This is a genomic window from Kitasatospora sp. NPDC004723 (assembly GCF_040609255.1).
Taxonomy (GTDB): Bacteria; Actinomycetota; Actinomycetes; order Streptomycetales; family Streptomycetaceae; genus Kitasatospora.
Window position 1 is genome coordinate 25,744 of sequence record NZ_JBEXJT010000037.1, and the last position, 19,274, is coordinate 45,017.

Sequence of the window (19,274 nt, forward strand, 5' to 3'; positions counted from 1 at the left end):
CCTCTGCCGGTTCCGGGACCGGGGTCAGCCCTGCCTTCCAGATCGCTGGCCAGTCCTGCTCAGGGGTCTCACAGCCTGGACAGGGCGCCCCGTCGTGGCTACAGATCACGGTAGTTCCGTCGTATCGGGTCACGATCACTCGTCGTCTTCCTCCGGCTGCTCCTGGACGCCGGCGGCCTGGTTGGTCTCCGCGTCCCAGACCTCCGCAGCCATGGCCTGAGCGAGTTCGTGAGGAACCCCCGACGCGACAGCTCGGGTGTAGACCAGGCCGGTGCCCTCGGCCGCCATTACGGCTGCGATTAGCCGCTTTTCAAAAAGCGCCTGATTGAAATCGGCCTCGATCCCTTCCAGGATCTCAGCAAAACCATTGTCCGGGTTCTCACTCATAGAAATACTCCTCAGCGTCGTTGTCTTCAGCGCACACAGCGCACAGGCCGGTATCCACGTCGTCCACCAGGAAAAGCCCGATGGCTTCGAAGTTCTGGCAGTATTCGCAGTCCTCGACGTCATCAGCCGTCAGATTCACTGTCCCCATCCAAGGACCCAGCGCTGAACGGTGCTGCGGAAATGGGCCTCCACGATTTCGTCGTGGATCTCTTGGAATCGCGCAGCGATCTGCGCCCATTCCTCTTCGGTGAAGAAGAGCGCTTCATCGAGTACTAGGTATTGCACGCGTTGTCCGTTCAGTGCTTGCTCTCCTCAAGATCAAGAATCGATCCCCAAGACCGGTCACCGATCTCGGCCTCCGCCGGAACCAGGACCCCCTTTACGGTGAAGGCCATGATCTTGGCTGCTTCCGCTGCCAGCTCGGCGGCCCGCTCCTTAGGGAAGCTGAAAACGATCTCATCGTGAATTACGAGGCGAATCCAGGGGGTAAATCCGGCCTTGTGTAGCTCCAGGACGCCCCGGACGGTGATGTCCCGGCTTCCGCTCTGCACGTAGTAGTTTTGGGCCGCGTAGTCCCGCCCTCGGTCGACGGGCAACCGCCGGCCAGTGATCGTGAAGATGTGGCCGTACTTCCGGGCCTGCTGGGAAAGTTTGTCGGCCAGCTCCTCCACTCGGGTATAGGTCGAGTTGAAGGCGTCCAGCGTCCGCTTGGCGACTGCGTAGCTGATGCCGGCCTGCTGGGCCAGGGCTTTGGGACCTCCCCCGAATACGGTCAAGAAGTTGGCCGTTTTCCCGACCTTCCGAGGCACGTCGGCGGCGTCCGCTGTGATCTGGTGCAGATCCTTATCATGAAGGAATGCATCGATCATCACCGGGTCCTCAGACTCCGCAGCGAGGAACCGGAGTTCCATATTCGCGTAGTCGATGGAGACCGTGACGTGTCCGGGCTCCGCGAGGAACATGTGCCTCACGTATCCGGTGCCTGCGGGGAAAGTCTGTGCCGCGATGCTGCCGGAAATCGACATACGCGCCGTCCGCGCTCCGACGGAATTGATCGATCCGTGAACGCGACCTTCCGAGTCCCGCCCATTTAGGGCGTTCTCAAACCAAGTGGTTCGCCATTTTCCGGCCTTGGTCGCCCGCTTAACAGCCTCGGCGAGGGGGTGTTGGATCGAGTCCAGGACTTCCGCGTCCATCGACCAATTTCCCTTGGGGGTCTTCTTTGTGAGCTTGAAGCCGAGCCCCTGGAAGGCCTCGATTAGCTGCCTGTCGGAGTTGACGTTCTCCACGCCATAGACCCGGGCGACTCCCTTCCACTTCTCTTCTTCGGCCAGCAGTTCGGCAATTCGAGCCTTGGCGTACTCTTCATCGACCAGGTAGCCGGTCCGCTCTACCAGCGCCATGACGAAGGCGATGCGGTGCTCCCAGCCGAAGAGGCCCTTGCGCCGGCTGCGGAACGGCATCAGTGGATAGAGGATGTGGAATAGTCTGTAGGCGAGCACAGGGTCCATACCTGCGTACAACAGGTACTCGTAATCGAAAAGCTCTACCACCGGCCAGATATCGGCCTTCTTGGTCTTGTAGCGCTGAGCAATCCGAGTCATGGACCCCTTGACCTCGTCGGCCAACTCCGGGGAGATGTAAAACTTGGTCAGCTCTTCCAGCTTAAGGCCAGGACCCTTTTCCTTGACCTGTCGCGGGTCAACGAGGTGGGCCGTGATCTTCGTGCAGATGAGCTTGGGGGCGAGTTCTTCCAGAGGTATTCCGAGCGCAACCTCAGTTACGTGGGCATCGAAATTCGCATTGTGGGCGATAACTCGCTCAGCCCTTCGCAGGGCCCACGCCGCGGCCTCCCGAAACTCCTCACTCAGCTCGGCCGGAATGACCCACGATTCATGCGCATTTCCGAACTGGGCCAGGCGTATTCGAAAGCCTCGATCCGAGTCCCACCAGTTGAGCCCGGTTGTCTCAGTGTCATAACCCATAACCGGGTTCGCTTCAACCCAGTCGATGAAGCCCCAGAGGTCCATCACCGTTTCTACGACATTGATCCGTACTTCCTGCCGCCGAATCTTGTAGGTGATGACCTGCATAGGGCTCCTTACTTCCGGGATTCAAGGTAGATGTGCGCGATCAGATAGACCACTGCAAATGCGATTGCTGCCCATGTGACAATGGCGCCGGCCATCAGCCGGAAAGTCCCAGATAGGTGACAGAGACAATGTCATCGTCGTACGCCTCAGGGAACAGGCGGATATCGTTCTCCTCGGCATCGAGGAGTGCAGCGGCGTGCACGTCCTCACAACCCGGGTAGTCCTTCATATCCGGCTCGTACTCATAAACAACGGTCACACGAATCTTGTCAGCCACGCTTAACCCACTCCAGAAGAAGACGACCGATGATGTAGCCCAGCAGAATTCCGGGCACGTGAGACAGGACTTCTACTGAATTTGAATGCGTGTTGTCGGTCTGGGGATGATCAGTCGTCCATGATCAGGCCGGTGGTGGCGAGGCAGGCGTCGATGAGGTGAGGCCGGTACTGGATCTTCTTCAAGCTGCGCCTGACAGCTCGGGCAAGCTGGTCGAGGTCAGCAGCGGCGAGGTTGCCGATGGTGCGCTTGACCAGCGACCAGATGCCCTCCTGCGGATTGAGGTCCGGCGCGTACGAGGGGAGCTGGAAGACGGTCAGCCAGTCCTTACTCGCCTGGACGAACTCCTGCATCGGCGGCATCAGGTGGGCACGGAGGTTGTCCCACACGAGCACGATCGGGCCGCCGAGCTGGATGTGCGCGCGGATGAGCAGGTCCCGGTAGTCCTGCCAGGTCAGGCCCTTCTTCTCGCCCTTGCGACCGTGGTACACGTGGAAGCTGTAGAACATCCGGGAGCGCTGACCCGCCTTGTAGCAGCTCAGCCCCGCCATGGAGACCCGACCGGATCCCCGGCCCCGCACCCGCACGACGGGGGTACACCCGAGCCTGCCCCAGGTCCTGGCGCGCGGCGGCCTCATCGACTGCCCGGCTTCGTCCTCGAAGACGAGCCAGGCGTCGCGGGCCGCCGCGGCGCTTTTACCCGCGGCCACGTGTCCTTCTTCCACAACTCCACTGCCGCATCGTCGCGTTCGATCGCCCGGCGGGCCGGCTGCTGCCACGACCAGCCGTGCCGCTTGAGCAGGACCCAGGTGCCCTCCACGGTGTAGGAGACGTGGAACAGCCGGCCGATCAACGTCTTCACCCGTGCCAGGGTCCACCGCTGGTCCTGCCAGCCGTGAGCCAGCGGACCGCGCTCCAACTCCCGCTCCAGCCGGACGATCTGGGCGTCGGACAGCTTCGGACGGCCAGGTGATCCCTTCGAAGCCACACCTGCCGAACCGCCCTCGCGCCACTGCCGGCGCCAGCGCTCCACCGACCGCACGCTCACGCGCAGCGCGGCGGCGATCTCCCGGTTCTTCTCACCGCCCTCGAAGCGCTCCACGGCCTGCTGCCGGATCCGCTCCCGCGCGGCCCTCTCCGCGTCGGTCAAACCGCCGCCCTGTGCATACCTCACAGCACACGACTACCGGGACCGTCCCTCCGCCGGCACGCGAACGCTACTGCTTCACCCGTCCGAGCGACATCACGCCTTCAAGTTCAGTAGCAAGCCACCTTCTCTTCACAGAGGTGGTCTTTTGATGCTTGTACGAGGTCAAAAAGGGTCACCGCTTGACCTTCACAGCACGTACATCCCCCGGAAGCCACGGCACCTTCACACGGGCTGTGGATGAGCTCTACGCCACCGTTTTCCCAGCCCTCGACTACGAATTGCCTGAGCCGGCTCACCGCGGCTCCATGAGGCAGCGGGCCGGCGTGTCTCCCGCCCGGGTCCAGGACCACAGGGAGCATGGGGCCGCCGCCCAAATCCAGAGGGCGACCACAGGAACCGCGAGGACGGCGACCAGGGCCACGAATGCGGCTAGGAGCTTCACGGGGCGACCCTTCCGTGCTTGTTGAATGCCTCGTAGGTGCCGGGCATGAGATTCTTGAAGTGCTCTTCCATCCGTTCCGCGACCATCTCAATTTCCCGCTGCGGAAAGGAGGGGACCTTGGCCGCAGCGTGCTTCGTCCGGAGGCTCAGGAAATGCATCAGCGAGCGCGCGTTGCACGTGGCGTAGAACGAGGTGTAGACGCCGACGGGGAGTGCCGCCCGCGCTATCTCGCGAGAAATCCCACGGTCGATCAGCAGCCAGTAGTGCCGAGAGGCCCAGGAATAGGCTGACGACAGGTGTGAGCGGACAGCGACCCGGTGTTCTTCTGTGCCGGCCTCGAACTCGTATGCCCCCGGCTTGCCGACCTGAATCAGCTTCCGATGCTGGTCAGGAACGTAGAATACCGGCTGAATTTCCTTATATCGGCCGGACTCCTCGTTGTAACTCCACCCGGCCCGATGCCTCATGAATTCACGGGCCACGAAAATGGGAGCCTCGACATAGAACGTCATGGTCGAATGCTCGAAAGGGGAGCCGTGCCGGTCGCGCATCAGGTAGTTGATCAGGCCGGAATCCTTCTCCGACGACTCGACGTATCGCGTCTCGCCCCCCAGAGTCGAGACCCGAGCAGCGAGGGTTACATCCCTGTCTTCGGCTGCATGCTTGATCAGGCTCACGTGCATGTCGGAGCGGATTTCCACGGTTCTCCAGGTTCCGGGGGACCGGACACAAAGGCCCGGTCCCCAGTGGCAAATAAAAGGGCAAAAAAATAAGGCCCTAGGGCCTACTTTGCCTTGAAGCTCCCGTCCTTCTGTCGCCACAGCGGCGGGCACTGATTGGACTTTTCTCGGGCGGTACAGAACATCGCCGCCCAATCATCCTTCTCGAAAAGCTTCCGGCCGTGAGGACAATCACTCTCATCACCGGCAGAACCCTTCGGGGTGACCTTCCCGCCCTCGAATCGCTTGGGAACCGCATTCCCACCGCCGCCGCCCTTGTACTGCCCTCGGGTGTAGTCTGCGGCCTTCGCGGTGAGATCGATCAGACCCTCGTTCTTCATTGCGGTCAGCAGCTCGGCACCGCGCTTGGCGGTCTCCTCGGCCGAGTAACCCCAGACCATAGGAGTGAGCCATTCGGCGTCATAGCCAGACGCCGCCTTGAGCGTGAATCCGATCTTGAACGGGGCGGGAGTCGAAGTCGTGTTGGCAGGAGTGGTCACAGGCGCCTCCGAGGCGTTGGGGGTGTTCTCGTTTGTGGGGGCCGTCTGCGGCTCGTCCCACGGGGAGGTCTCGTCAAAAGGGGCCGGATAGGTACTCATCAACGGATTTCCTTCCCTCTGGATTCATTATCGCTTAGCAACTTTCCGAGTTGCAAGTTAGATTTCGGTGACGACATTCACAGCGGGCACGCGCCCGATGCGCAGATTTCGTCATATCCGGTGTCCTCGACCTCGATTCCCAGGCGCTTCGCGTGGGCCTCGTACTCCATGGGAGAGATGCGCTCGTAGGGCGCCTGGTCCCGGGACACCTCCGGGAAAACGGTGGCCCCCTTGAGGGTGCCGAGGTACCCCCTTAGGGCCTGCATGAGGTCTTCGACGGTGTACCGGTCGGGGTTGATGTTCACGGTGTACGACACCGCCTGATCAGCCCAGGCCTGCTGATAGAGGCGCTGGACGTTGAGCATGTCCTCGATGGTGAGGTCCCCGGCATCCTGGATGTCCTCCCCGACCTCCGCTACAAGCGGGTCCTTGGTGGGGATCTCCACAACCGTGGTGTTCGCCGCGTACAGGCAGGGTTCGGCGCGGTACCCCTTCGCCTTGTACTCCTCGACCTGGGCGGCCTCGCGGGGGTCGACGTTCGAGAACCTGATGCGGCGGATGAAGTGCTTCCCGAAGATGGGGTGGACGGCTTCACCCGAGCTGCCGGCCAGCTTGCTGATGGTGCCGGTCGGGGCAATGACCCTCTTCTTCACCGGCACCGGGATGCGGAGCTGGTGCGCGTACTCCGCCGCGGCCTGGTCCACGACTTCGGCCAGCTCCTCCAGGTCCTCGACGATGTTCGGGTTGTACGCGGCGGCGGCGTAGGGGACGCCGAGCCGGGCCAGGTAGTCAGCGAAGCCAAGGTGGCCGAGTCCAATCCGCCGCATCCGGCTGATCGCCGTCTGAGACTCCTCGTCAGCAACCGGCGCAAAGGTGGCCCGGATCAGGTATCGGGTCATCAGGCGGTGGGCCTCGACGAGTTCGGACCACCGGACGCCGGCCTGTACATCCACGAACTCCCCGAGGTTGATGCTGCCGAGATTGCAGGGCTCCGAGGGGGTCAACAGGGCCTCCGCGCACGGGTTCACGGTGAAGACGCCGTCCGGCTCACCGGCCGCGCTCAGCGAGGAGTTCCAGAACCCAGGCTCACCATCCCGAAGCATCCCTTCACACAGCGCCCGGTAGACCTCACGCGCCTTGACCCGCTCCTCGTGCTCGAAGATGTTGACCGTGCCGTCCAGGCCCTGGACGAATCGGCTGTCGATCTCAACAGAGATGTTGGTCGTCCAGTGCCTCGTCAGGTCCTTCTTGCAGGCCAGGAAGTCGTGGATCTCCGGGTCGTCCCAGTGCATGAGGCTCATGCGCGCGGACCGTCGGACGCCACCAGAGACGATGCACTGAGCGATTTCGTGATCGATCTCCATGCACTGGATACCCGACAGCCGGCGACCCTGCGGGGTGTCCTGGATGATCCGGCCGATGGCGCGGAGCATCTGGGCGAAGGGCTGGGGACCGCTGGCGGTACCGCCGAAAGCCTTGAGAGCGGCACCCTTGCACCGGACCCGGCTCACGTCGTAGACCCGGGCGGAGTGCTTGGTACTCGGGTCGTGGGCGGTGCGGATCAGGTCCGACAGCGCATCGGCCCATCCCTCGCGGGAGTCCCCGACAGGGAAGGCGCCGGCCGACTGGTGACCGTAGGCGTCCGAGAGAAGCCCAGCCTTCTTCAGGTCACCGTAGTCGGGGTGCTCCGGGTCGCACACGATGTGGACCTCGGTAGGTACGGCCACAGCCGGCATACCGTCCAGGTAGCGGCTGGAGTAGTTGGTCCCGACGCCGCCGCCCTCGGCCAGGCGCATCATCGTGAAGGAGAAGTGCCGGGCCACATCGCCTGTGTCCCACGGGGCCGCCCAGCAGTTGTTCAGAGCGAAGTCCGACACTCCGGAGGAGCGAAGGTGTCGACCTGCCGGGAGGGCCTTGAAGTCGAGCAGGAGCGCCGTCAGGGCCTCTCGCTCGCCAGGCTCGATGTAGCGCTCGGCGACCAGGGCGAGGTTACCGTCCACCACCCGCTTCACGGTCTGCGGCCACGTCTCCGAGGTGCCGTCCGGCAGCTCACGGGAGTAGGTACGCCGGAACACAGTCTCAGCGGTCTCAGTCTTGAAAGTCATTCAGTCTCTTTTCGTTGATTACTTCTTGCTACGGATATGGCTATTCATTGCCACTGCGAGCGCATCGACAGCTCGATACGACGTTCGCCGCTCGGCATCGTCCCGAGGCGGGAGACCCTGGATGTAGATCCGCGTCAGGACTTCCCGATACCGGTCGGTCATCTTGCGGAGGCCGGCCGCCGCGTCCATACGCGCGGAAAAGATGTTGTCGGAAATCTGGCAACGGGTGAGGTCGTCCTTCTTGCCGATCAGAGAGGAAATCTCCTCGTCGGTGTGCAAGAAGGACCGAAGAGCAGTCCGCGCTTCCTCAGGGGTGTAGTAATACTGGTCATCGAGCAAGTCGCGCTGATTCTGCTCTCGACTGGCATACGACTTGGCGACTCGCCAGGAGAGCTGACGAATGAATTCCTCGTCGTCCGCCCGCTTCGCTACGTGCTCGGCCTGCTCCACGATGTGCACCATGATTTCCTGGCGTACGTCGTCAGCCTCTACGATGGGCCACTTCAGCGCCATCTCTCGGGCCACCTTGTGAGCGATCCCGTTCAGGCGATCCCAGTCCAGCTCAGCCACTCTTGCTCTCCCCCTTGGCGAACTTCCCGCCAACTCGCTTGATCTCTCCGAACCGCTTCCCCTCGACCACAAACGAGCCGTCATCAGCTACCGGGATGGCGTGAGGGGTTGCGCTGTACTTCCCGACGTAGAAAAGGCCGAAGCCCTTTTGCCAGTTAGCCGGACCGTTCTTCAGATAGCCGGCCTGCCGTACATCCATCAGGTGTCCGACTTCGAATCCGTAGATCGTCTTGAGCTTGCCGTTGTGGCCGGTGGTGTGAGGCGAGATGGCAAGCCGGTGAGTATGGCCCATGACCACCGAGACGCCGGCCTTGATCGCCTTCTGCCGAGCCGTCGCACCCGGGACCTGGCTGAGCCCCGGGGACTCGTGCCCGTGGATGGCGACCCATCCAGGCGCGAATCCGTAGTAGGGCTCTGCCTTCTCGACCTCGTAGGCCTGAAAGTCCAACAGGCTCTCGAAGCGATAGAAGGTGTCATCCGCCGCGAGGGCCGGCGCTCGACTGGCGAGGTACTTCCGCGGGCGTTCGTCGTGATTACCTTCCAGGACCTTGATGGGCCCCTGGTAGGCCTCACGGAGCGGGGCGAGGAATACGCGCTTCGCGTACTCACTGTCCCGAATAACGTTGCCTTCGTACTCGGCCCTGGTGCCGGCCGACCACCGCGACGGGGCGGGGTAGTCCACGAGATCGCCGATCTGAATCACTTCGTCCGGCTGGTACTCGCCGATGAAGTTGATGACGTTCTTCAGTGCCCGCTTGTCCTCGAACGGGATCTGGGTATCACTGATGATGACGATTCGCTTCAAGCCTTCTCCTCTATCTGGTGGATGGCCTTCTTAAGCGCCCGCCGAATGCAGCGAGCCTCTCGTGCCGAGATGTTGACCGCAACCCGCTTAGCGCCGACTGGCGAGTCATAGACGAGGTCGATTCCGACGAACCGGCCACCGAATGTCTGGACCTCGAAGTAGTGGCTTCCGGCAAAGTCGATGTCACCGAACTGAATACGCCTCACCCCCCCTGCCCCTCCAGTTGCCGAATCTCGTAGTCGATATACCATCGGGCCTTCTCCAGGTCTTCGAGCGTGTTGCTCTTGAAGTCGGCCCTCAGCAGGTACTTGAGCGCGTTTCCTCGGACGAAGCTGAAATGGCGGGTGATCTCTATGACCTCCATCCCATTAGGGAGCCAGGTGTAGTGGCTAGGATGATTAACCGCGTCCACATTTTCAACCTGGGGGACATTAGCCGTGTCGCCCGAATCGGAGCCTTCTCCCATTTGGGCTCCTTCTGCTATACGGTAGACAGTCCGAGGTCGGCCGATAGGTACGGGTTCCTCGGTGACGTAGATTCCGGGTAGCGCTCTAACGTCCTCCACCCTCGCATTTACCCACGGCAACAGCTGACGCGATGTTGCAGCCCCTCCATAGAATTTGATTCGCTCCCTAACGCGCTGATCGAGCGGCTTTCCTCGGCCCGGACTTCCCACAGCAGTTTCCTTTCCCCTCAATTCATCAGCTCGGAGCGGTGTCACAGACCCAGCGCCTTTCGGTATGCCTCAGTCCCTTGACTGTGGATGAATGAATTGATGTCGGACCCTTGGTCGCCGAGGATGATGACCTTGCCGTTCGGCAGTTCGGCGGCGCGCTTGTCGGCTGCCACGATCCCCGGCTCATCGTTATCCGCGACGATGAAAACGACCTCGTAGCCAGCGAGGGCCGGATTGAAGTGGGCGCGCCAAGCGGAGGTGCCCTGAGCCGCGATGCACGGGACACCGGCCAGCTCGGAGGCTTGTGCATCGAACTCCCCCTCGCTCAGCGCGATGTAGGGGCTGGGGACGATCAGGGCGGAGGTGTTGTAGAGGCGAGGATGGTCCCCGGGGAGGCTCTGGTACTTGCCGTGGCCCTGGTGATTCTCCTTGCGGTCCGGGGCCAGGTACTCGCCGGCCTCGTCCTTCACGCACTCGTCGGCAATGCACCGGAAGCGGAGCGTCGCGACGCCGTGTTCTCCGCCTGCCGGTCGGGCGTACGGGATCACCAGCATGCCCCGAGAACGTTCATGTCCCGTTCTCGCCGAACCGACGTATCCGATTCCGAACCGGCTCGCTACTTCCCCCAGCCCGCGGGCGTCCATGTACTTCTCGGCCGGGCTGCCGGGGTACTGGCTGCGGTAGTCCCTCGCAGCCTCCACCGAACCGGCTATATGCCCATTCCTGAGCTTTTCTGAACCCAATGCCTTCCTCTCGCATTATCACGTCGTAAATGTCTTCCGAGACGTCACATACGAAGCAACTCCATCGCTGTTTCTCCGTGTTCGCGCTCGCGCTGGGATTCTCCTCGGGGTGGAGGGGGCAGAGGATTTTCTGCCACCCTCCACGGTCGCGGAGAACTACCCCGTAGTAGTGCCGCAGGACTTCACTTATCGGCGGCTTCGGGCTGGCGCTCATCCCCGACCCTTCGAATCGTCACCGGGAAGTCGTACCGCCGGAATGCGCCGTTTTGGGCTTCGCGCTCTCCGCGCCACTTCCGGAAGTCAAACTGAATGCCTTTGGGCATGGGTCAGTCCTTATCGAATGTGTACCGGGGTCCGAGCACCCGCCAGGCCGGATAATCTTCGAGGTATTCAGCCGCCCTCCGAAGTACCTCCGGGCGGTCTCGCGCTCCTCGGGCCAAGAGTTGGCCATTGCAGCGCTGACAAAGGAGGCCGCGGATAGCCTCTGTCCTATGACAGTGGTCCACGGCCAGATTCGTTCGGCGGGTTTCCCGGCAGATTGCACACCGGCCGCCTTGGGCTTCGAAGAGGGCTTGATAGTCCTGAGCCGAGAGCCCGTAGGTTGCTTGAAGCCGAGCGGCCCGAGAGGAGGCGCGACTAGTGGCCTTGCGGCACTTCTCGCAGACCCGGCCTCTCGGGCCGACGAAGAACTTCGTAGCCCGGTTCTTCGAGCACTTCGAGCACTCTCGGTAGCCCTTGCGGGGCTCAGCCACGCGTCCGGAGAGACGATTCCAGGCGGAGCATGCGCCGCATGTCTGCCGCGCCGTCCACCAGGCCCCTGAGGTAGTCGAGCGAAACGACCCGCCAGTCCGTGTCTCCGTCGCCGTCCAGGCCGACCGCCGCCACGTTGATGCCCTTGCCTGACGACTGGGCCAGTTCCCGCATCATCGACCTGAGGTTCAGCCGGCGGGGGTCCTGGACCTGGACGACCACGGCCACGACTCCGCCGCCGGCCTCCTCGATCTCATCGGCCGTGATCGTGGGAGTCTCCAGCAGGAGGAGGTCCACGATTTCCTTCCTGATGCTGTAGCCGCCGGTGCAGGAGTGAGCCATTGCGTTTATCTCTCTCTCGCGGGTCTTAGAAGGTGTCGACGATGTCGACGAGGCGCATGTTCGATTCGTTGAAGTCGTACGAAGAGAAGGTCTGGCCGGAGGCGTCGGCGATTCCCTCACGATTCTTCACCGGGCTCACGTGGAGTACTCGGCCATCCATTCCATCGAGCTCCTTGTGAATGGTGAGGATCAGCGATGGCACCCGGCCGATCTTCCCCTTCACGCCGGAGAGCGGAATCGGGCTCGTGCCGTCCGAGTGCTCGCCGGTCACATGGTGAAGAGCGAGGACGTGAGCCATGGTTTCCCGGGCCATCTCGGCGAGGTATTCACACAGCCCCTCCAGGCTGAAAGTGAACGACTCGGCGTCTCCGATGCCCCCAACGTCCACATTCGTGATGTTGTCGATCACGATCAAATGGGGGTAGCAACCGAAGACCTCGAAATACGCTGCGATGGTCGTCTCAAGGTCCGCCAGCGTGGGGCGGGCCTCGTACACAAATCGCACCCACCAACGCTTCCCGAGAACTTCGGCGTACTCGCCGAATTCGTCTTCCAGAAGGCGCCGTTTGACCTGCTTTACGTCGGCTCCTGTGATGATGGCTGTCGCCCTGCTGAGCTGCGTTGCCGCACCGGAGTCCGCGCTGAAGTACAGCGCAGGCTTGTTGCCGTGAAGCGCTAGGTTCAAAGCAAACAGGGACTTTCCCGTTCCGGGGCCGGCGGCCACCATGCTGAAGGTTCCTCGAAGAAACTCGACCTCAAGCCGACTGAGCCCGCTAAATGGGTGCGGGATCGGCTCGCCGGCCGCTCCTCTGATGTCTACAGACTGCATCAGCGAGTACATGGATTCCCTTTCCTTTCAGCGCTTCCCCAGTAGCAAATATGGGGTCGAAAAATAGGCCCGCATCAGCGGGCTCCCCTCATGCTCTTACTTTACTTCACATGCTTCCCCAGTAGCAAATTTAAGGGCGAAAAAAAGAGCACTTGTGCTTTACATCACAGAAGCGGCAGAGGAATCCTGGCTGAGCCTCGAAGCGCCCGGCCTTAACGCCTGCGTCCATGGCTGCGTATCGCTCGCCCACCTGATCCGCGGTGACCTTCCTGAGGTCTACGGGCTTGGACAGCCCGCCCTTCTGTGCGAGGTACCAGTCCCCTTCGTTCACCTCGACGCCGTACGCCTCGCGGATCGCGACCGCGTAGGTCTCCAACTGAAACTTGCTCTTGGTGCTCCCGGTCTTGAGATCTCGAACCCTCACCGAGGCGTCGGCCTCGGCGATGAGCTGGTCAATGTAGCCGCGCACGACGACGCCGCCCAGCTCGGCCTTGAAGTACATCTCAAGCGCCTGCTTCTCCTCGGGCGTCCTCCAGATGGCCGGCTGGTGCTCCTGGGCCCACTTCACGTACTGAGCCGTCTGCTCCTGACCGAGGACGTACCGCCTCTCGATGTCGTCGCCGCCAGAGCCGGAAGCCGAGAGCCAGCGATCAGTGTTGGGCTCCTGGTCCAGGGCCCGGTTCACCAACGTGCTGTACTCGTCAGAGAAGAGCTGCACGGCTTCCTCGGCGGACATCCGGCGCTGAGACCTCTCAACGGCCTCGGCTGCACTGTGGAAGGCCGTGCCATGCATGGACCAGGCAGCCGGCAGCGGGATCACGCGCAGGACCCGCTGCAAGAAAAAACGCCAGCCACACTTTTCATACTGCTCAGTCTGGCTGACGCTCCGGGGCATCGTCTCAATATTGGTCATATAGCCATCCTCGGGCAGATTCGGGCATAGGTGTAGGAGTCGCAGTCTGGGAACCAGGGATGTGGCTGCGGGATCTCTTCCCACGCGACCACCATCCGTTCAAAGTGGGCGCCGAAGCGCTGGAATATCCGGTCTGCCAGACTCACGAGCTCATCGATCTCGGCATCTGTGATGCGTGTGGCGTACACGATATCCCAGTACTCGCCCACCCCTGTCGCGATGTGGTGTGCGATCACCAGATTCTCTGTCTGGATCAGGTCCGATGAGACAGTCACGCTGTCCGCAATCTGTGCAGCCACCTCTTCCCGGCTGGGCGAGGTGCGGCTAAGCACTGCGAGCATTTACAGCCTCCGCGATCCGGCCTCACAGGGGTTCTTGCGAGGTCTGGGCATAACCTACCGCACTCGCTTGGATACCCTCCCCCGCATTTCCGGTGACCTAACTCACCTATACCTTCACTTGGCTCTTTCGATGCATAATCGTGATCCGAAGCTCTTTAACAATTCGTCAGAAACACAAAACAGGCCCCGCGTCTGTGCGGAGCCTGTGAGGTTCAGGGGCGTAGATATGGAGTTAGACGGTTGGTGCGCCCGGAAGACTCAGGTACTTCACAGCTTCGGGGTCGCGTGGGCGCTGATCAGGCCATCTGATCACCGAATCGCCGTCTGTGGGCTCCCTCGGGACAAGATCAAATCCACCGTCGGGGTCATACACCAGCACGACATGCTGCTCTCGCAGTCGTGTCTCAAAGTTGATTGCCGCCTGCCGCTGCCTGGCGCTGAGCGAGGGATCACCGAGCTGCAACCTCAGCCACACCCTCAGTGATTGCGAGAGACTAGTTTGATGGTGACTCCCAGGTTGACTATCCGGCAGGACCTGGACCTTCCACACCCGGCTGATGATGTCATTGGCGCGCGTGACAAACGGACGGACCTGGAAGCCAAGCTTATTCCTCTGGTAGCTGACCGCCTGCCGCGTCGTCCCGAACTCCGCCGCAATCTCACTGTCGGTCTTTCCCTTGATGAAGCGCTCCGACAGTTCGCTGTCGCTAGGAAGCTTGTATTCGGGCATCCGACCCTCGGTTCTGTAAGTCATCTCTGTAAATGATCAAGTTACGCGGGAGTTTACGGTGAAACTTCCCCAGAAGCAAGCACCGCTCAACCGTTCGAACTGTCGTTCGAACGACTCTGTGTGACCCGCGTCTCATATTGACGAAACATGTCCCACCCCCTTGGCCGTGGACACATACATCAATAGTGAGAGAGTGAGTAGAACGAGCGATCGAGCAAGATCGCTAATTCATTCAGTGTTCAAACTGGAACCATCTCCTTAAATCTCCCTACGAAGCTCCTCCCCCCTTGTTGAGTGCCCAATCAGGCTGACTCCAAGGGCAGCGGAGGACGGGCCCCGGCTGCCAGTCCAGCATCCAGCCGGGGCCCTCCCACGACCACCGGAGAGGTACCCGTGCCCAGAGCCAAGAGCATCTGCCTGCGAGACGGCTGCACCTCTCCGACCGTGCGGGATGGGCGCTGTGCGGACCACCAGGTCCGCCGGTCCTGGGACCGGCCCTCGGCCCGCAACGCGACCCGTCCGAGTGACTGGGGCTCCCGGCGAGCCCGGGTCCTGGCCCGGGACAAGTTCCGCTGCCAGCGATGCGGGGCCCGCGAGCGCCTGGAGGTCGATCACCTCGTCCCAGTCGCCCGAGGCGGCTCCTGGGAGCCATCCAACCTGTGGACTCTGTGTCGCCCCTGCCACAAGACGAAGACGTATCGCGAGGATCGAGCCTGATCCTCACCGGCCGGAAAGTCGGCTGGCCTTCTGGTCGTAGCGCAGTTGGTAGCGCGCCCGGTTTGGGGCCGGGATGCCGCAGGTTCGAGTCCTGCCGATCAGACGAGGTGCCCGTGCCGCATAACACGGGATTCAGGGGTGTAGCTCAGTTGGTAGAGCAGCGGTCTCCAAAACCGTAAGCGGAGGTTCGAGCCCTCTCACGCCTGCCATGCGGGTAGCTCCCGCAGGCCTTGAAGCTCTCCCGGTACCAGGGGGGCAGGCAGGCGGTGCTGGTAGTCCAGCGGCCCAAGACTCCTCCCAGAAAGAGGCGACGCCGGTTCGAATCCGGTCCAGCACACCACCAACCACGTTTCCGGCCCGTCCCCTATATAGGGGAGCGGGCCTCACTCATTCTCGGAGGCCTGCCATGTCGTCTACCCGCTGCACCGGGGGCTGTGACGACTGCACGGCCAGTCGGCCGGCCCCAGCTTGGAACTCGCGAGCGGTCCGCCGGCGTGACTGGCACCAGGACGCCCGTGACGAGCTGGAGGACCTGGCCGACCTGTACGAGGTCGACGTGAGCCGGGTGAGGCTCCAGTGACCCGAGGACCGCAGCCCAAGCCGAACGCCGTCAGGCGCAACAAGCACGAGCACGCCCAAGAGCTGAGCACCGCTGCCCAGCCCGGCCGGGAACTTCCCCGAGGCCTCGGGATCTCCACCAGCGGTGCCAAGCGGTTTTGGAAGATCTGGGCCACATCGCCGCAGTCCTCGCAGTGGGCTGAGACCGACTGGGCCGAGTTGGAGATCACAACTCGACTCGTGGATGCCCTGTATCAGGGCGACCTTCGGCACGCCGGTGAGATCCGGCAGCGCACCGCGAAGTGGGGCGCGACCACCGAGGACAGGAACCGCCTCCGCATGTCCATCAAGGACGAGGACCAGGACCAGGACGCCGACCAGGCGCCGGCCGAGATGACCCCCACAGACCTCGATGAGGAGCTGTTCCGACTACTGAATTCGTAAAGAGAGGTGAGCCCTTGCAGACAGGGAATCTGCCCGCAGGGGTTCCAGCTCCAAACGAAACGCTCGGCTACCAGGTTATCCGCTGGTGTCAGAAGTACATCGTCCAGCCGGATGGTGAACGCGCCGGTGAGCCTTGGGAATTCACCCCCGAGCAGCTGAGGTTTGTTCTCCACTTTTACCGGATCAATCCGGATGGGAGGTGGGTCTACTCAGCCGGCACGCTGCGGCGCGCAAAGGGCTGGGGCTTAAGGCAAGACCCCACTTCTGGCAGCCTTGGCGATCGTTGAATTCATCGGCCCGTGTCGATTCTCGCACTGGGATGCCTTCGGGCTTCCGGTAGCCAAGCGGGTACCTCTGCCTACGGTACAGATCGGCGCTACCGCGCTGGACCAGACCGACCAGACCATGGAGATGATCCGTGGAATGCTGTCGGAGTCTCCGGCCGAGAAGGAATTCGGCCTGGACATCGGCAAGGCAGTCATCCAGTTCAAGTCTGGGAAGCCGGGAACGATCCGTCCGAAGGCGACCGCCGGCCGCACCAGCGAGGGAAACCGGCCCACGTTTTGCTTGATGGACGAATGCCATCACTGGGTGGGGTCGAATGGGGGCCCTGACTTCTTCCAGACCCTTAAGCGAAATATCGAGAAGACCACGTCCGCGGGCTCTCGGTGGGTCTCCACGACCAATGCGTATAATCCGAATGAAGACAGTGTTGCTCAGCAGATTCACGAGAGCGACATGGTTCGTCAGGGCTTCTGGCTCTACGACTGTCTTGAGGGCGACATCGAGGCCGGCGAGCTGCGCGACGAGGAGAAGGTCAAGGCCGCCCTGGTCGAGGCATACGGAGACGCATCCTGGGCCGACATTCCCGGCCTGACCCGCACCATCCTCTTCGACCGGACTACCCCGGATTCCACCTACCTCCGCTTTTTCTTCAATGCCATCGCTGAGAGTAGCGATGGCTGGATGAGTAAGTCTGAGTGGGAATCCTGCGAGGATGACGGCGACCCGATCATGCCGGGCGATCAGATCGCCTTGGGATTCGACGGAAGTATCCGCGGTGACGCGACAGGGATTGTCGGCGTCCGCCTCCGGGATGCGAAGCTCTTTGTTCTCCACCTCCAGGAGAACCCCCGCGATCCGAATCAGCCGGACTGGGAAGTTGATGTTCTCGCCGTTGAAGCGGCCGTGCAGAAAGCTTTCTCCACCTACCGCGTTGAGTGGATGTATTGTGACCCGCCGTATTGGCAAGAGGCCATCGGCCGGTGGGCCCTGGAACACAATGACCGGGGCCAGGATTACGTTTTCGAGTACTGGACCAACAAGCCCACGAGGATGACTCAGGCAATCGAGCGGTTCCGGACCGCTGTAACGGTCCACGACCTTTCCCATGACGGCAATGAAGACCTGACCCGTCATGTCCTTAACGCGGTGACCCGAGAAGTTCCTCAGGGGATTCTCATTACCAAGGACTCTCCCCGTTCCAAACGTAAGATCGACCTGGCCGTGTGCGCCGTCATCGCCTTTGAAGCCAGAGCCGACGCTATTGCTGATGGCCGCCTCAAGTTGCGGCGGAGGCGCGTCGTCGGCTTTTAGCGAGGCTGCATGATCGTCCCCCCAACTGGCTACAGCGCCATCGGCCCTCCGGATAGCCCGGTTCAGTGGCTCGCCTATCTCCACTCCAAGCTTCCCGGCCCTGGCTCGCCGATGCTGAGATTCGCCGAGTACTACGAAGGAAATCAGCAGAAGCTTGCTTTTTCGCAGATGCGATACAAGGATGCATTCCGCGAGGTCTTTTCCGAGTGGCGAGATAATTTCTGCGGCATGATCATCGACTCTGCTGCAGAGCGTATGCACGTCGATGCTTTCTCCCTTCCGGGTGACTCCGGAACGGACAAGGATGCCCGGGAGTTTTGGCAGCGGTCCAGCATGGATGCCATGTCCACTGCGGTCCACCTGGACGCGATGATTCAGGGCGTCTCCTACGCGAAGGTATGGCCGAACAAGGCCGGAGAGCCGATCATCACGCCAGCCTCGGCAGAGCGGATGGCCGTGCAGTACAAGGCCGGCTCTCTGGTCGAGATCGAGGCCGCGGCCGAGTTCAATACGGACTCGTGGGGTCGTCTCGGAGCAACCCTCTGGACCGAGGAATACGTCTACGAGGTGCCGTTCGGAGAGACCGACTGGGAGAAGGGCAAGAAGGCCCGGAATCCCCTTCAGGCGGTCCCCGTTGTTGCCTTTACCAACCGGTCGCGAATCCTCGGTGACCCGTTCTCCGACCTTGCCAACTGCGTTCCGATTCAGGACGCGATTAATAAAACGATCATGGATGCCTTGACCGCGTCTGAGATGGCGGCATTCCCCCAGAGGCATGTCACAGGTCTTGAGATTCAAGAGGATGCCAACGGCAATCCGATCGAGCCCTTCAAGGTCGCGGTGGACAAGATCCTCCAGGCAGAGGACCCGCAGGCCAAGTTCGGTTCCTTCCCGGCTGCTGATCTGGGGAATTACGTCACGCTGGTTTCCATGCTGGTCCAGCACCTCAGTTCTGTGTCCCGGCTTCCTCATCACTATTTCCTGGTGAACGGGGGCTCCACCCCTTCCGGTGAGTCGATCATCTCGGCCGAGGCTGGGCTAGTGGCAAAGGTGCGGGAACGCATGCTGCACTTCGGTGAGGCATGGGAGCGGGTAATCCGCCTGTGCTTTGCCATCAAGGGCGACAAGCGCCGGGATGCCTTCAGCCTGGAAACGGTTTGGAAGGACCCGGAATACCGCACTGAGGCTCAGCACATTGACGCCCTGCTGAAGCTTAAGCAGCTCAACGTCCCAGAGGAACAGCTCTGGTCCGACGCCGGATACTCCTCCGCCCAGATCGAATCCTTCCGCGAAATGCGGAAGGCCGACGCCAAGGCGGCTGCGGAGATTCAGAAGCTTGGCCCACAGCCTCAGCAGGACCCTAATGCCCTTGAGGCGAAGAAGGCGGCCAGCAAGCCGCCTCAGGGCAATGCTGGCAACGCAAACCGCAAGATCCACGAAGTCAAGAAGTAACGCCGAAATGGCAAGCCCATCCGAAATGGAGATCAC

General features: G+C 61.9%; 26 protein-coding genes and 3 tRNA genes. 7 read left to right on the forward strand and 22 right to left on the reverse strand.

Annotated features, from left to right (window positions below; translation table 11 throughout):
• Positions 1-135 precede the first annotated feature (135 nt).
• From ABZW10_RS28145 to ABZW10_RS28250, 22 genes are all read right to left on the reverse strand, one after another.
• On the reverse strand, positions 136-387 hold the full coding sequence (locus ABZW10_RS28145) for a hypothetical protein (RefSeq protein WP_355371025.1): 252 nt from the start codon (positions 385-387) through the stop codon (positions 136-138).
• Complete coding sequence (locus ABZW10_RS28150) at positions 380-526, reverse strand: hypothetical protein (RefSeq protein WP_355371028.1); 147 nt, start codon at positions 524-526, stop codon at positions 380-382. Before ABZW10_RS28150 ends, ABZW10_RS28145 begins: the two co-directional genes overlap by 8 nt.
• Positions 527-683: 157 nt before the next feature.
• Positions 684-2,480, reverse strand: a complete 1,797-nt coding sequence (locus tag ABZW10_RS28155) for a DNA polymerase (RefSeq protein WP_355371031.1) — start codon at positions 2,478-2,480, stop codon at positions 684-686.
• Positions 2,481-2,574: 94 nt separating this feature from the next.
• Positions 2,575-2,757: a hypothetical protein gene (locus ABZW10_RS28160; protein ID WP_355371034.1), complete on the reverse strand. Its 183-nt coding sequence runs from the start codon at positions 2,755-2,757 to the stop codon at positions 2,575-2,577.
• 110 nt (positions 2,758-2,867) lie between these two features.
• Positions 2,868-3,395: a transposase gene (locus ABZW10_RS28165; protein ID WP_355371221.1), complete on the reverse strand. Its 528-nt coding sequence runs from the start codon at positions 3,393-3,395 to the stop codon at positions 2,868-2,870.
• Positions 3,392-3,931, reverse strand: a complete 540-nt coding sequence (locus ABZW10_RS28170) for a winged helix-turn-helix domain-containing protein (protein WP_355371037.1) — start codon at positions 3,929-3,931, stop codon at positions 3,392-3,394. Before ABZW10_RS28170 ends, ABZW10_RS28165 begins: the two co-directional genes overlap by 4 nt.
• A 414-nt stretch (positions 3,932-4,345) precedes the next feature.
• Entirely contained in the window at positions 4,346-5,032 is a 687-nt protein-coding gene (gene thyX / locus ABZW10_RS28175) for an FAD-dependent thymidylate synthase (RefSeq protein WP_355371224.1), read from the reverse strand.
• A 101-nt stretch (positions 5,033-5,133) separates the two neighbouring features.
• Positions 5,134-5,667 (reverse strand): hypothetical protein, encoded by a 534-nt coding sequence (locus tag ABZW10_RS28180; protein ID WP_355371039.1) that lies wholly within the window; start codon positions 5,665-5,667, stop codon positions 5,134-5,136.
• Between the two features lie 77 nt (positions 5,668-5,744).
• A complete protein-coding gene (gene nrdJ, locus ABZW10_RS28185) occupies positions 5,745-7,772 on the reverse strand; it encodes a ribonucleoside-triphosphate reductase, adenosylcobalamin-dependent (RefSeq protein ID WP_355371042.1) in 2,028 nt (675 codons plus the stop codon).
• 18 nt (positions 7,773-7,790) lie between these two features.
• The gene (locus ABZW10_RS28190) at positions 7,791-8,342 is read right to left on the reverse strand and encodes a hypothetical protein (RefSeq protein WP_355371045.1); all 552 of its coding nucleotides are present in this window, start codon (positions 8,340-8,342) and stop codon (positions 7,791-7,793) included.
• On the reverse strand, positions 8,335-9,147 hold the full coding sequence (locus ABZW10_RS28195) for a metallophosphoesterase family protein (RefSeq protein ID WP_355371048.1): 813 nt from the start codon (positions 9,145-9,147) through the stop codon (positions 8,335-8,337). The genes ABZW10_RS28190 and ABZW10_RS28195 overlap by 8 nt, the downstream gene beginning before the upstream one ends.
• Positions 9,144-9,353 carry a hypothetical protein gene (locus ABZW10_RS28200; protein ID WP_355371050.1) on the reverse strand — a complete coding sequence of 70 codons (210 nt, stop codon included), beginning with the start codon at positions 9,351-9,353 and terminating at the stop codon, positions 9,144-9,146. The genes ABZW10_RS28195 and ABZW10_RS28200 overlap by 4 nt, the downstream gene beginning before the upstream one ends.
• Positions 9,350-9,613: a DUF3310 domain-containing protein gene (locus ABZW10_RS28205; protein WP_355371052.1), complete on the reverse strand. Its 264-nt coding sequence runs from the start codon at positions 9,611-9,613 to the stop codon at positions 9,350-9,352. The genes ABZW10_RS28200 and ABZW10_RS28205 overlap by 4 nt, the downstream gene beginning before the upstream one ends.
• A gap of 251 nt (positions 9,614-9,864) precedes the next feature.
• Complete coding sequence (locus ABZW10_RS28210) at positions 9,865-10,377, reverse strand: toprim domain-containing protein (RefSeq protein WP_355371055.1); 513 nt, start codon at positions 10,375-10,377, stop codon at positions 9,865-9,867.
• A gap of 13 nt (positions 10,378-10,390) precedes the next feature.
• Positions 10,391-10,780, reverse strand: a complete 390-nt coding sequence (locus ABZW10_RS28215; protein ID WP_355371057.1) for a CHC2 zinc finger domain-containing protein — start codon at positions 10,778-10,780, stop codon at positions 10,391-10,393.
• Complete coding sequence (locus ABZW10_RS28220; RefSeq protein WP_355371230.1) at positions 10,749-10,889, reverse strand: hypothetical protein; 141 nt, start codon at positions 10,887-10,889, stop codon at positions 10,749-10,751. The genes ABZW10_RS28215 and ABZW10_RS28220 overlap by 32 nt, the downstream gene beginning before the upstream one ends.
• A 3-nt stretch (positions 10,890-10,892) precedes the next feature.
• Positions 10,893-11,318: an endonuclease VII domain-containing protein gene (locus ABZW10_RS28225; RefSeq protein WP_355371060.1), complete on the reverse strand. Its 426-nt coding sequence runs from the start codon at positions 11,316-11,318 to the stop codon at positions 10,893-10,895.
• A complete protein-coding gene (locus tag ABZW10_RS28230; RefSeq protein WP_355371063.1) occupies positions 11,311-11,613 on the reverse strand; it encodes a hypothetical protein in 303 nt (100 codons plus the stop codon). The genes ABZW10_RS28225 and ABZW10_RS28230 overlap by 8 nt, the downstream gene beginning before the upstream one ends.
• Before the next feature lie 70 nt (positions 11,614-11,683).
• Positions 11,684-12,499, reverse strand: coding sequence for an AAA family ATPase (locus ABZW10_RS28235; RefSeq protein ID WP_355371065.1), 816 nt, complete (start codon positions 12,497-12,499; stop codon positions 11,684-11,686).
• Positions 12,500-12,617: 118 nt separating this feature from the next.
• Positions 12,618-13,400, reverse strand: coding sequence for a PD-(D/E)XK nuclease family protein (locus tag ABZW10_RS28240; RefSeq protein ID WP_355371067.1), 783 nt, complete (start codon positions 13,398-13,400; stop codon positions 12,618-12,620).
• Positions 13,397-13,741: a hypothetical protein gene (locus ABZW10_RS28245; protein WP_355371069.1), complete on the reverse strand. Its 345-nt coding sequence runs from the start codon at positions 13,739-13,741 to the stop codon at positions 13,397-13,399. The genes ABZW10_RS28240 and ABZW10_RS28245 overlap by 4 nt, the downstream gene beginning before the upstream one ends.
• A 232-nt stretch (positions 13,742-13,973) precedes the next feature.
• The gene (locus ABZW10_RS28250; RefSeq protein WP_355371072.1) at positions 13,974-14,471 is read right to left on the reverse strand and encodes a hypothetical protein; all 498 of its coding nucleotides are present in this window, start codon (positions 14,469-14,471) and stop codon (positions 13,974-13,976) included.
• Between the two features lie 444 nt (positions 14,472-14,915).
• Between ABZW10_RS28250 and ABZW10_RS28255 the strand changes: the two genes are divergently transcribed.
• From ABZW10_RS28255 to ABZW10_RS28285, 7 genes are all read left to right on the forward strand, one after another.
• Positions 14,916-15,188 (forward strand): HNH endonuclease, encoded by a 273-nt coding sequence (locus ABZW10_RS28255; protein ID WP_355371227.1) that lies wholly within the window; start codon positions 14,916-14,918, stop codon positions 15,186-15,188.
• A 30-nt stretch (positions 15,189-15,218) separates the two neighbouring features.
• Positions 15,219-15,291: transfer RNA gene (locus ABZW10_RS28260), tRNA-Pro, on the forward strand.
• Positions 15,292-15,322: 31 nt separating this feature from the next.
• Positions 15,323-15,397, forward strand: a tRNA-Trp gene (locus tag ABZW10_RS28265).
• Positions 15,398-15,454: 57 nt separating this feature from the next.
• Positions 15,455-15,528 (forward strand) — tRNA-OTHER (locus ABZW10_RS28270).
• Positions 15,529-15,764: 236 nt separating this feature from the next.
• The gene (locus ABZW10_RS28275) at positions 15,765-16,190 is read left to right on the forward strand and encodes a hypothetical protein (RefSeq protein WP_355371075.1); all 426 of its coding nucleotides are present in this window, start codon (positions 15,765-15,767) and stop codon (positions 16,188-16,190) included.
• A gap of 273 nt (positions 16,191-16,463) precedes the next feature.
• Complete coding sequence (locus tag ABZW10_RS28280) at positions 16,464-17,786, forward strand: hypothetical protein (RefSeq protein WP_355371077.1); 1,323 nt, start codon at positions 16,464-16,466, stop codon at positions 17,784-17,786.
• A gap of 9 nt (positions 17,787-17,795) precedes the next feature.
• Positions 17,796-19,238 carry a phage portal protein gene (locus ABZW10_RS28285; RefSeq protein WP_355371079.1) on the forward strand — a complete coding sequence of 481 codons (1,443 nt, stop codon included), beginning with the start codon at positions 17,796-17,798 and terminating at the stop codon, positions 19,236-19,238.
• Positions 19,239-19,274: the final 36 nt, after the last annotated feature.